The organism is Arthrobacter sp. UNCCL28 (assembly GCF_900102805.1).
GTDB classification, from domain to species: Bacteria; Actinomycetota; Actinomycetes; order Actinomycetales; family Micrococcaceae; genus Arthrobacter; species Arthrobacter nicotinovorans_A.
In genome coordinates, this window is sequence record NZ_FMWE01000003.1 from 700,722 (window position 1) to 712,560 (window position 11,839).

At 60.6% G+C, this 11,839-nt stretch carries 11 protein-coding genes; 1 reads left to right on the plus strand and 10 read right to left on the minus strand.

Annotated elements, in window-relative coordinates:
- The first annotated feature begins 5 nt into the window (after nt 1-5).
- The gene (gene iolB, locus BLQ01_RS11735; RefSeq protein ID WP_026540728.1) at nt 6-899 is read left to right on the plus strand and encodes a 5-deoxy-glucuronate isomerase; all 894 of its coding nucleotides are present in this window, start codon (nt 6-8) and stop codon (nt 897-899) included.
- A 79-nt stretch (nt 900-978) separates the two neighbouring features.
- On the opposite strand, the gene BLQ01_RS11740 is transcribed toward iolB, so the two are convergent.
- The 10 genes from BLQ01_RS11740 to BLQ01_RS11785 form a co-directional block, all read right to left on the minus strand.
- Nucleotides 979-2,013, minus strand: a complete 1,035-nt coding sequence (locus BLQ01_RS11740; RefSeq protein WP_091551857.1) for a Gfo/Idh/MocA family oxidoreductase — start codon at nt 2,011-2,013, stop codon at nt 979-981.
- A 50-nt stretch (nt 2,014-2,063) separates the two neighbouring features.
- The gene (locus BLQ01_RS11745; protein WP_091551859.1) at nt 2,064-3,101 is read right to left on the minus strand and encodes a Gfo/Idh/MocA family protein; all 1,038 of its coding nucleotides are present in this window, start codon (nt 3,099-3,101) and stop codon (nt 2,064-2,066) included.
- The gene (locus BLQ01_RS11750) at nt 3,098-4,096 is read right to left on the minus strand and encodes a Gfo/Idh/MocA family oxidoreductase (RefSeq protein ID WP_026540731.1); all 999 of its coding nucleotides are present in this window, start codon (nt 4,094-4,096) and stop codon (nt 3,098-3,100) included. The genes BLQ01_RS11745 and BLQ01_RS11750 overlap by 4 nt, the downstream gene beginning before the upstream one ends.
- A 100-nt stretch (nt 4,097-4,196) precedes the next feature.
- Entirely contained in the window at nt 4,197-5,123 is a 927-nt protein-coding gene (locus tag BLQ01_RS11755; RefSeq protein ID WP_026540732.1) for an ATP-binding cassette domain-containing protein, read from the minus strand.
- A 13-nt stretch (nt 5,124-5,136) separates the two neighbouring features.
- On the minus strand, nt 5,137-6,186 hold the full coding sequence (locus BLQ01_RS11760; protein ID WP_026540733.1) for an ABC transporter permease: 1,050 nt from the start codon (nt 6,184-6,186) through the stop codon (nt 5,137-5,139).
- A 61-nt stretch (nt 6,187-6,247) separates the two neighbouring features.
- Complete coding sequence (locus tag BLQ01_RS11765) at nt 6,248-7,249, minus strand: substrate-binding domain-containing protein (protein ID WP_026540734.1); 1,002 nt, start codon at nt 7,247-7,249, stop codon at nt 6,248-6,250.
- Between the two features lie 236 nt (nt 7,250-7,485).
- A complete protein-coding gene (locus BLQ01_RS11770) occupies nt 7,486-8,922 on the minus strand; it encodes a sugar porter family MFS transporter (RefSeq protein WP_051421513.1) in 1,437 nt (478 codons plus the stop codon).
- Complete coding sequence (locus BLQ01_RS11775; RefSeq protein ID WP_026546848.1) at nt 8,919-9,794, minus strand: sugar phosphate isomerase/epimerase family protein; 876 nt, start codon at nt 9,792-9,794, stop codon at nt 8,919-8,921. Before BLQ01_RS11775 ends, BLQ01_RS11770 begins: the two co-directional genes overlap by 4 nt.
- 9 nt (nt 9,795-9,803) lie before the next feature.
- Entirely contained in the window at nt 9,804-10,817 is a 1,014-nt protein-coding gene (locus BLQ01_RS11780; protein WP_026546849.1) for a Gfo/Idh/MocA family protein, read from the minus strand.
- 88 nt (nt 10,818-10,905) lie between these two features.
- Complete coding sequence (locus tag BLQ01_RS11785; protein WP_091551861.1) at nt 10,906-11,823, minus strand: sugar phosphate isomerase/epimerase family protein; 918 nt, start codon at nt 11,821-11,823, stop codon at nt 10,906-10,908.
- Nucleotides 11,824-11,839 lie beyond the last annotated feature (16 nt).

The window sequence follows — 11,839 nt, forward strand, 5'->3', positions numbered from 1 at the left end:
CTACCATGACCAATTGGGTCTACCCGCTGGGCACTGCAGCCCAGGGCAACTGGGACATTTCCCTTGGAACATCGGATTCCACAACAACAGTGGACGGCTGGGCGCATACAGGACTGAAGGTCGCCACGCTGGCCGCGGGCTCCGCCGTCGAGCTTCCAGCTGCCAATGAAGAGCGGATTGTGGTCCCCCTCAACGGATCCTTCACTGTGACCGTGGACGGCGTCGACCACGCCCTCGCAGGACGGCCCTCCGTCTTCAGCGGCCCCAGTGACGTCCTGTACTCGGGCACCGGCAAGGCCGTTTCCATTACGACGGTCGACGGCGGCCGGGTTGCCGTGGCGACTGCGCCGGCACAGGCCTCGTACCCCACACGGCTTATTGCCGCCGCCGAGACACCGGTCGAATTGCGTGGGGCCGGCAACTGCTCACGGCAGGTCCACAATTTCGGCACGCCTGCGGCACTGGAAGCGGACCGTTTCATTGTCTGCGAGGTCATTACCCCCGCTGGAAACTGGTCCTCCTATCCCCCGCACAAGCACGATGAAGAAAAGGATGGCGAAACCCACCTCGAGGAAATCTATTACTTCGAGACGCAGGTTGCCGCCGGCTCCGGGGCACCCTCGGATGCCGACGCCATTGGCTACCAGCGGGTCTACGCCTCTGACGATCGTCCCATTGACGTCGCGGCGGAGGTCCGCACCGGTGATGTGGTCCTGGTCCCCTATGGCTGGCATGGCCCCGCCATGGCCGCCCCGGGCTATGACCTGTACTACCTCAACGTGATGGCCGGGCCGGGCCCTGTCCGCGAGTGGCTCATCAGCGATGACCCGCACCATGGCTGGGTACGGCAGAGCTGGGATGGCCAGGACATCGACCCGCGCCTGCCGTTCGGCGTCTGATCCGGCCCGGTCCCGCCCTGCAAAAAAGAGAAGCCTCCGCCTGAATCCCTTAGATTCAGGCGGAGGCTCTTCTCTTTGGTCAGAGCTTGACTGCCAGCGCCACTCTGACCGGCGCTCCCGTCACCAGCGATGCCTGCGCTGCATCCGCTACCCGCGATGCCGCTACAGCGTCTTCGGGTGTGCAGGGATTCTCCCGCTCCCCCAGTATCAACTCAATGAACGCCGCCATTTCGGAGTGGTACGCCGCCTCAAAACGCTCGGCGAATGTCTGGTGCGGGTACCCATCCGGGAAGGCGATGCCCGGTTCAGCAGAAACCATGGCGGTCTTCGGGTCCAGGCCCACCATGACCGAATTGTTGGAACCCTGGATCTCCAACCGGACATCGTGCCCAGCCCCGTTGTAACGGCTGGCCGAGACCGTTCCTACAGTGCCGTCGTCGAAAGTTACAACGGCCAGGGCCGTATCCACATCTCCCACTCCACCAATGGCGGGGTCCCCGTTGTTCGAGCCCTTGGAATACACCTCAACGATTTCCCTCCCCGTCAGCCACCGGAGGATGTCAAAGTCATGGACCGAGCAATCACGGAACAAGCCGCCGGATGAGGCGAGGAATTCCACCGGCGGCGGCGTCATATCGCACGTGACGGCACGCAGGGAATGTATCCAACCAAGCTCGCCGGCCTGATAAGCCCGTCGTGCTTCGAGGTAGCCTGCATCGAAGCGACGCTGATGACCGATCTGCACCACGCCGTTATTGGCCCTGATGTACTCGAGCACCGGCAACGCGTCACCAACGTTCATGGCCACCGGCTTCTCGCAGAAGACCGGAATCCCGGCGTCCACACCAACCCGAATGAGCTCGGGGTGGGTTCCCGTTCCGGTGGCTATGACCAAGCCGTCCACCCCGGAGCCGACCAGTTCCGCCACCGACTCCACGAACTCTGCCCCAAGTTCCTCCGCGACCGTCCTCGCATGGTCAGCGGCGACGTCAGTGAGGCGTAGCCGTACGTTTACTCCCCGGCGATGCAGTTCCGGATTCAAAGCGGTGATGTTCTTCGCATGCATGACGCCAATGCGCCCCACGCCGACCAAGCCGAGTGTGATGTCTTTCATGATGTTCCTTCCGGAGAAAATTATGGGTGGTGGCTCGGGGTGGCCGTGGCTTACTGATCGTGATCGCCCGGGAACACAATCCCCAGCTGGCGCCGGATTTCGTCCGCGACGTCGAGAGTTCGGATGGATGCTTCCAGCGTTCTTTGGCTCGCTTGGAAGTCGCCACTGGAAATGGAGCGCGCTACCGCTGCCGCCTCATAGTGCAGGCCTTCGAAATGGCCGGCCGATGCTTCGTCATAGCGGAGCTTGGACCCGTCAGGGAATCTGACTTCGAATGCGCCCGGCATGTTGAACGGGCCTTCGATCACCAGGGTGGCTTCGGTACCAACGATCGTTGCGGTTGTCGGGGTGAAGTTGTGCAGGTGGGTGTTCACGGTCGCCTGTGCACCGCCGTCGAACGTCATGATGGCCGACAACTGGGCGTTTACGCCTGTCCTGTGGGGCTGACCGAGGGCGTGCAACTCCCGCGGACTCCCCAGCACCTCTGTGACGAGGGCCAGCGGGTATGTGCCGAGATCAAGCAGGGGCCCTCCGGCCAGTTCGGGACGGAAGATGCGATGGGAGGGGTCAAAGTGCTCGCCATATTCGGCAACAACAGTGGTGATGGTTCCCAGCATGCCGGCTTGCAGGATTTGCCGGATCACATCAAACTTCGGCAGGAAAAAGGTCCACATGGCCTCGGCAGCGAATACCCCCGCTGACTCTGCCTTCAGGGCAATGTCCCGTGCCTGGCTGGCATTGAGGCCCAAAGGTTTCTCGATCAGGACATGCTTTCCGGCGTCGATTGCCAGCAGGGCGGAAGCGTGATGGGCGGTGTGTGGTGTGCAGACATACACAATGTCCACCTCCGGTGCTGCAACAAGGTCCTGATAGTTGCCGTAGGCGGCAGGAAGGTTGAACTTCTCCGCAAACGCTTTGGACCGCTTCAGCGAACGGGACCCGACGGCGGTGATCACCTGCCCGGTATGCGCCTGGACCGATTGGGCGAACCGTTCAGCTATCCACCCCGGCCCCATGATTCCCCAGCGAAGCGCCGGCGCATCTTTGGGGTCCGGAACACGGGACAGCGGAAGTGAAGCCGTGGTCATGAGTAGCTGACTTTGGTCGACGCGCCATTGCTGTGGAGGGACTGGATCATGGCTTGGGCAATAAGGGCCGCATTCAGTCCGTCCTGCGCTCCGGCGAGGGGCGGCTGTTCTCCACGGGCCAAGGCTGAGATCCATGCCTGCAGCTGGAGGCGGTAGGCATCGGCAAAGCGGGGGCGCCAGTCAGGGGGGATGATCTGTTGCCTGGTCCCGTCCTGTTCGATGCTGAGAAGGGTGTGCTCCTGCAAACTGGTCGTCCCCAGCTCGGAGACCACCTCACAGCGCGTGGTGTAGCCGTACCGGGCGTTGAGGTAGAGCTCCAGCGTAGTGAGTGTTCCTTCCGCGGTACGGAGTGTCATGAACGATGGGTCCTGCAAGCCGTCTCCACCATTTCGGGTGCTCTTGCCTGCCTGCCACGACACCTCGGTAACCGGGGACCCCAAAAGCCATGGAATGATATCCAGCTCATGAATGGCCGAATTGGTGATGGCTGACTCCGAGGTGGCGCCCGGAGCCGCCGCAGCATTCCGGCTGACGCAATGGACCATCAGGGGCTCCCCTTGGGACCTTGTTTCCACAGCACTTCGGAGAGCCACGTAGCCAGGATCAAAGCGGCGCATGAAGCCCAGGGACAGGAGTGAGGTACCTGTGGCGGCAACCATGTCGGCGTCGGCAGCCACCACTTCCAGGCTTTCCAGAAGCGTGGGTGCCAGCGGCTTTTCACACAGCACCGGCGTCATCGCCTCGAAGCATTCCAGGACCAAACCGGCGTGCGTGGAATCATGTGAGGCAACAACGACGGCGTCCACCTCACTGGAGTTGATCAGTTCCGACGGGTCCGTCGTGATGCGTGCTGAGGCGGGGGAAGCTGCAGCCGCGCGACCGGCGTCGAGGTCTGCAACAAAAGTGACTTCGGCTCCGCCGATGGTGGTTGAGAGGTTTCTGATGTGGTCAGCACCCATGATTCCAGCGCCAATGACGCCTACCCGGATTGGCATGGTGTTCCCTTCTGATGGTGGGAGTAGTGGGTACAGGTGATGCGCACAGCAGCGCGGGGTGTTCCGGACCAGCTCCGGAACACCCCGCCGCCTGCCGGCATTACCCGTGTTTCGGGCCGCCGGAACTTACTGTGACATCGACGTCGGCCACCTCGGCCTTGACTGCCTTGACCACATCCCCGTGCCCGCCCAGTTGCTCCAGCTCGTGGGCGAGTTCGGCAAGCTCCGCGCCACCGGCCATCTGGGCGGTGAGCTCGTCCAGGGTGATGTCCTTCTTGTCGTAGTAGCCAATGGACTTGCCGCGTTTGAGCAGCAGGAAGCGGTCTCCCACCGGGAAAGCATGGTGCGGGTTGTGGGTAATGAAGATGACGCCGAGGCCGCGGTCGCGGGCCTGGAGGATATAGCGCAACACCACGCCCGACTGCTTGACGCCCAATGCTGCGGTGGGTTCGTCCAGAATGAGGACTTTTGCACCGAAGTACACGGCCCGGGCGATGGCGACACATTGGCGTTCGCCGCCGGAGAGCTGCCCGATGGGTTGCTCCACGTCACGCAGGTCAATACCCATCTCGGCCAGTTCCTTGAGCGTGATGGCTTTCATTTGCTCGACGTCCATGGACTTGAACGGCCCGAAGCCTTTTGTGAGCTCTGATCCGAGGAAGAAATTGCGCCAGATCGGCATCAGCGGTACCACTGCAAGGTCTTGGTAGACAGTGGCGATGCCTGCGTCCAAGGCATCACGGGGGGAACTGAACTTCCGTTCCTCGCCCATGATGTTCAGGACGCCCTCGTCGTGCTGGTGGAGTCCGGCGATGATTTTGATCAGTGTGGACTTGCCTGCACCGTTATCGCCCAACACACAGGTCACGCGGCCGTTGTCCACGGCCATGGTTACTTCACTGAGCGCGATGATGTTGCCGTAGTGCTTGCCCACCCCATCCAAGGACAGGAGGTGGACGGGTGTGTGGGTGAGTGGATCACGCTCATTTTGCAGCAGCGTTTCCTGGTCGATTGCTTTGGCATTCATTTCCGTGTGCCCCTTACTTCAATTCAGCGCGGCGTTTGACGATGAGGTTGACGATCGTGGCGAGAAGCAGCATCAGGCCCAGGAAGAACTTGAACCAGTCCGGGTTCCACTGCGCATACACGATGCCCTTGTTGGCCATGCCGAAGATAAACGCGCCGATAGCGCCGCCCACGGCCGAGCCGTAGCCACCGGTCAGGAGGCAACCGCCGATGACTGCGGCGATGATGTAAAGGAACTCGTTGCCCACACCTTCGCCGGACTGTACTGAGTCAAAGGCGAAGAGGTTGTGCATGCCCAGGATCCAGCCACAGAAGCCAACGCCCATGAAGAGTCCGATCTTCGTGGCCTTGACCGGAACACCTACCGCACGGGCAGCATTTGCATCTCCACCGACGGCAAAGATCCAGTTACCTACGCGCGTCCGCATGAGAACCCAGGTGGCGACAGCGACGAGGGCAACCCACATGAAGACGGTGATCTTGACTTCGACTCCACCAAGGTTGACGGAGGAGGCAAAGACAGCTTGAGCTGAGGAAAAGCCATCCATGTCTGAGATGGAGGGCGATGAAACTCCACCGCCGATCATCCTTGTCAGCCCCAGGTTCAGGCCGGTCAGCATCAGGAACGTGGCCAAGGTGACGATGAAGCTTGGAAGTTTGGTCTTCATCAGGATCCAGCCGTTGATGAAGCCGATGGCAAGCGACACCACCAAGGCCAGGCCCACACCGACCCAGACGTTGGTACTGAAGTACCAACTGAACATGGATGCCGTGAGGGCTGAGCTAATGACGGCAACACCGGTGGAAAGGTCGAATTCTCCGCCAATCATCAGCAGGGAAACACCTACAGCCATGATTCCAATGGTGGAGCTTCCATAGAGGACTGTGGCAAATGATGCGGGTTGCAGGAATGTGGGCGAAACCAATGCAAAGAAGATGAAGAGGACTATTGCCCCCACAAGGGCGCCCACTTCCGGCCGGCCCAACAGCTTTTGAAGTGGATTGCGCCTGCCGATACGTTCATCACGAAGGGGAAGGGGGGTTTTGGATAAGGTCTGTGTCATGGCTTTCTCCTGCTAGGGCAGGTCCCCGGACGAAAGCCCGGGAACCTGCTTGGGGGAATCCTTAGCGGATACCTTCCTTGGCGAACTTGAGGACGTCGGGGGCCGAGGACTGATCGATGATCGAGGGACCCGTCAGAACAGGAAGGCCGCCGCCAACATGGAATCCGCCGCGCTTGACCTGCCACAGCGCGTCAACGGCGCCGTAGCCCTGAAGCCACGGCTGCTGGTCAACGGTGAACGCCACTTTGCCATCGATAATGGCCTGCGCGAGCTCGCCGTTCATGTCAAATGATGCAACCTTGACTTTGCTTTGCAGGCCGAGCGATTCCACTGCCTTGTTGATGGTCAGGGTAAAGGGTGCACCCAGGCCGATGATGGCGTCTGCGTCCGGTGTTGCCTGAAGCTTGGCCGTTACTGTGGAGGAAACCTGGGTCATGTCCGTGCCCTGCACGAAGAGGTTTTCGGTGCCCGGGACTTTCGACTTGACGCCTGCGCACCGTGAATCAAGAGCGACGTTGCCTTGCTCCATAATCACGCAAATTGGATGCTTCACCCCGAGGGAAGTGAGCTTTTCTCCCACCGCCGCGCCGGCCAGGTTCTCGTCGGAGCCGAAGTGGGTGAAAGCGCCCACCTGCTTCCACACATCTGCACCGGAGTTGAGGCTGACCACGGGGATACCAGCATCGGCCGCCTTCTTGAGCACATCCTTCAGGGCGTCCGGCTTGGCCAGGGTGACAGCGATACCGGCCACTTTCTGGTCGATGGCCTGCTGAATCAGTTGGGCCTGCCGCCCGCCTTCGGGATCCGACGTGTAGAGAAGTTCCACATTGTCCTTTGCAGCAGCTTCCTCGGCGCCTTTGCGGAGAATGTCCCAGAAAGTGTCGCCGGGGGCGGCGTGCGTAATGAGAGCTACTTTGATGCGCTCCGTCGAGGCGACCTGTCCCCCACCGGCACCGCCGCCGGTTGAGTCGGTTTTGCCGCCCGTGCTCGAACACGCGCTAAGAGCCAGTAGCGGGACTACTGCGGCCACCACGGCCGCTTTACGCCAGGAAAACTTTCCCACGATGAATCTCCTTTGATTTCAGCTCCGGGCTGCCACCTTGCAGCCACCGGATTGCGCCTACATTGATCATGGTGATCCACGGCACATAAGTCAATAGTTTGTCCTGACATTAGGATGTAATCACGTAATATTCAGTTACTCCATTGAATGGTGGCCTCATTCGACAAAAAGGGCAGCACCGCTGATACCAGCGGTGCTGCCCTTTCGTGGCTTGTTTGAAGACTTGGTTGTTGTGCTCAGGGGCCCGTCGGAGCCGCCGGCACTGATGCCTTGCCGGCGACGTTCTTGAAATAGTGCTCCAGGTCCTCAAGAGTCTTGTCCTTGGTTTCCGGGATGAACTTCGCGGCAAAGGTGATGGCAGCGACGCCGAGCACCGCAAAGACGAAGAAGGTATTCGAAAGACCAATAGCCGCCAGGAGCTGGGGGAAGCCAAAGCCCACCAGGAAGTTGACTATCCACAAAACAAAGGCAGAAGCTCCCATGCCCAGACCTCGGATCTTGAGGGGGAAGATTTCCGAGAGCATCAGCCACGTAACCGGGGAAATCGCACCCTGCTGGAACGCGAGGAAGGTGACCGTCAAGGCCAGGATGACAAACCCGCGCGCAGTCCCTTCAGGAAGCACCAAGGAGAAGATCCCAATGAGCAGGAGGGCAGTTGTAGTGCCAATCTGCCCGGTAATGAGCATCTTCCGCCTGCCGACCTTCCCCAGGAGCCAGATCCCTGCAAAGGTTGCCAGGACGGAGATGACGCCGTTGGCAATATTCGCCGTCAGGGCAGCCTCCCGCCCAAATCCTGATTCCGCCAGTATCTGGGTGCCGTAGTACATGATCGAGTTCACGCCGGTAATTTGCTGGATCACGGCCAAGCCAAGGCCCACCACGAAAATCCTGCGGAGCCAAGGAATGCCCAGGTCCTTCCATGAACCCATTTTGGACTTGTAGTCCTCCACGGCCATGGCTTTGACGTCCTCGAATTCAACCCTGGCCTCTTCCTGTGACCGAATCCGCCGAAGGACGCTCAGGGTCTCCCCGAAGTTCCCTATGGAAGCAAGCCACCGCGGGCTCTCGGGCATGAAGTTCATGCCAATCCAAAGGGCGATCGCCGGCAGCGTTGCGATCACCAGCATCCAACGCCAGATTCCGCCCGCTTCCCCAAACGTGTTCCCCAGGTAGGCATTGAAGATAAAAGCCAGCAGTTGCCCAGTGACAATCATGAGCTCGTTCTGGGTGACAATCCTGCCACGGCGGGCACTGGGAGAAACTTCAGCAAGGTAGACCGGCACCGTAACCGAGGCACCACCGACGGCCAGGCCAAGAATGAACCGGGCAGCCACCATGATTTCCGTGCTCGGAGCGAAAGTACAGGCAAGTGTTCCCAGCAGGAAGATCATGGCAAGGACCATAATCATCCTGCGCCGTCCGTGCCGGTCGGCGAGCCTTCCACCCAAAAGGGCTCCAAACGCGGCACCAAACAGCAGTGAAGAGGTCACCAGCCCTTCGGTCAAGGGCGTGAGGCCCAGGTCCTCCTGCATGTACGGCAAGGCGCCGTTGATGACGCCGGTGTCGTAGCCGAAGAGGAGCCCTCCAAAAGTGGAGATGATCGTCACGGTCCGGAGTGCCCTCCGGTGGTTTACCGGCTTCGCAGCGGTCTCCGAAGGCAATGGAGCGCTCACGCGCTGACCTTTTGAATATGCTGCTTCATTGTCTCCAACTGGTAGACGGAGACTTCCTCCGCATTCTCATCCTCGGCGAAGACTGAGGAAACCATGACGGTGTTCTCCTTGTCCAGGAACCCGATCTCCTTCAGCCCGCCAAAGAACTCATCCCAGTTCACGTCGCCGTCGCCGATTTTGAGGTGCTGGTGGACGCGGACTGCGTTGCCGGGTGGGTTGGTGATGTAGCGAAGTCCGTGGGAGGCATGGTGGTTCATGGTGTCCGAGACGTGGACCAGGCGCAGCTTGTCGCCGGCCGCCCGCATGATCTCCAGGGGCTTGTTGCCCATGTGGAAAGAATGCGAAGCCACGTACACCATGCCGATGTTCGGTGAGTTGACGCCCCGGATGACGCGCAGTGCCGCCAACCCGTCCTCCACGAAGTCATCAGGATGCGGATCTATGAGTACGTCCATGTCTTCGCGTTCAATGATCGGCAGCAGTTCTTCCATTGAGCGGTAGAACGCGCGCTCGGACTCTTCCGCCTTCTCCGGACGGCCGCTGAACTCAGTGTTCATGGTCTGGACACCGAGGTCCACCGCAATCTGGATGGCCCGCTTCCAGTAGCGGACGGCTGCTTCCCGTGCGTCCTCGTCGGGTCCGGACCAGCGCAGAACGGGCAGGACGGAGGCGATTTCGACGCCGGCATCCTTGCACGCGGCCTTCAGCTTGGCCACCAACTCATCATCCGCTTTGGGGTGGTTGTAGAACGGAATGAGGTCCGCATGGGGAGTCATCTGAAGGTACTTGTAGCCAAGGTCGGCAGCTACCCGCGGGAACTCCAGGAGGCCGTGGCTATGGTGAAACGGTGTGGGATCAAGGGCAATCTTCATGGTCCATCCCTACTTGTAGAGATCCGGCTTGGTGTTCAAGCGGACCTTGACCTTCTCGCCGGACTTCTGGGCCTCCACGCCGGCCTCACAGCAGGCAGCGGTGGCGTATCCGTCCCAGGCGGTGGGGCCGCCGATTTCTCCGCGGAGAGCGGAATCAACCCATGACTGCACCTCGACGTCGTACGCAGCCCCGAAGCGGTCTTCAAAACCTGGTGTGACGTTGCCGCCCCACTTGCCCGCGGTCTGGATGTAGGGTCCGGCGTCCCCGCCGATGCTGACGATTCCGTCTTCGAAAGAGGCTTGTGTGGCTACTTGGTAGCCGAACTTGGCGTTGACATAGATCTCGACGTCGGCCAACACACCGGACTCGGTCTCCAGCAGCACGTGCTGGGGATCGTGCTGTCCGTTGGGCGCACTGCGCGTGGGCTTGCCAAGACGGACCTGCACAGAGGTGATTTCCTCACCCGTGAAGTAGCGGATCGCGTCGAACTCGTGGACCACGGAGTCGTTGATGAGCATTTCGTTGGTGAAGCCCTCGGGCGTGCTGGGGTTGCGGTGCTGGTGGTGGAGCATCAGCAACTCCCCCAACCCGCCGTTCCGGACCATCGCACCCAAAGCCGAGTACTCAGCATCAAAACGGCGCATGAAGCCGACCTGGATGCGCTTGTGGCCCAGGGCTTGTTCCGCTTGGACAACTTTCCAGGCGCTTTCGGCGTCAGGGGTGAGGGGCTTCTCGCAGAGAATCGGGAAGTTCTTCTCCAAAGCCTTGTAGAGGATTTCCTCGTGGAGGAACCCCGGGGTCGCGATCAGGACGGCGTTCACGTCGCCGTTATTCAGTGCCTCCTCAGCGCTGGCCAGCGCAACGGCACCGTCAATGCCTTCAATTGCAGACTGCGCCCGTGCGAGGTCGACGTCGACGACGGCGGCGACTTCAGCGCCATGGATACGTGTGCTGAGGCGCTTGATGTGGTCCGCACCCATGCGGCCCGCACCGATAACGGCAACGCGGAGAGTCTTGGTCACTGTATTTTCCTTCGTGAAGTTCTTCTTGGGTGGCTGTTGCTGGACGCTGTCAGCGGTCGCTGTTGCTGGCCGCTGTTACTTGACCGTGCTACTGGACGCGGGTGCGGGATCCACAGGACAGCAGGTAATTGCGGGTTCGTTTGGCGATCGGCATCGGTACGTCGAAGGCTACGGGGTACATGTCCTGTTCCACGATGCCAAAGATCGGACGGTCCAGGGCTTCGACAGCTTCGATGACAGCACGCAAATCAGGCAAGCCGTTCGGCGGCTCGGTCATGACACCGGCCAGGTTGGCCGCTGCCCACGTCATGTTCTTTTCATTGACCTCGGCCAGGACCTCGGGATTGATCTGCTTCAGGTGCAGGTATCCGATGCGGTCCGGGTGGTTCTTGATGAGTTCAAGGCTGGACGCGCCGCAGTACTCAGCGTGCCCCGTGTCCAGGCAAAGATTCAGGTACCGGGGATCCGTGGCCTCCAGCAAGGTTTCAATGTCCTTCTGGGCGCCAACATGGGAGTCGGCGTGGGAGTGGAACTGTTGGTGCAGTCCGAAGTCCTCCAACAGGACCTTGCCCATGCGGTTGTGGCCTGCAAACAGGTCAGCCCATTGCTCGTCCGTGAGCTCGCCGTTCTCCACTGCTTCGCCGGTGACGTCGTCCCGCCACATCGCAGGGATGACCACAATGTGTTCACCGCCCATGGCAGCAGTGAGTTCGGCCACCTTGCGGGCCGGCTCCCACGCTTCGTCGTATTGCTTGGCACCACGGTGGAATGCCGTGAAGACCGTACCCGCGGTGACTTGGAGGTCGCGCTGCTTCAATTCATCAGCAAGCCGGCCCGGGTCATTGGGCAAATAGCCATACGGCCCCAGTTCAATCCATTTGTAGCCGGACTCGGCAACTTCATCCAGGAACCGCTCCCACGGAGTCTGCTGGGGATCGTCCGGGAACCAGACACCCCACGAGTCGGGTGCAGTACCGATGATCAGCTTGTTCTCGACATCAGTCATGACAACGTTGTCTTCC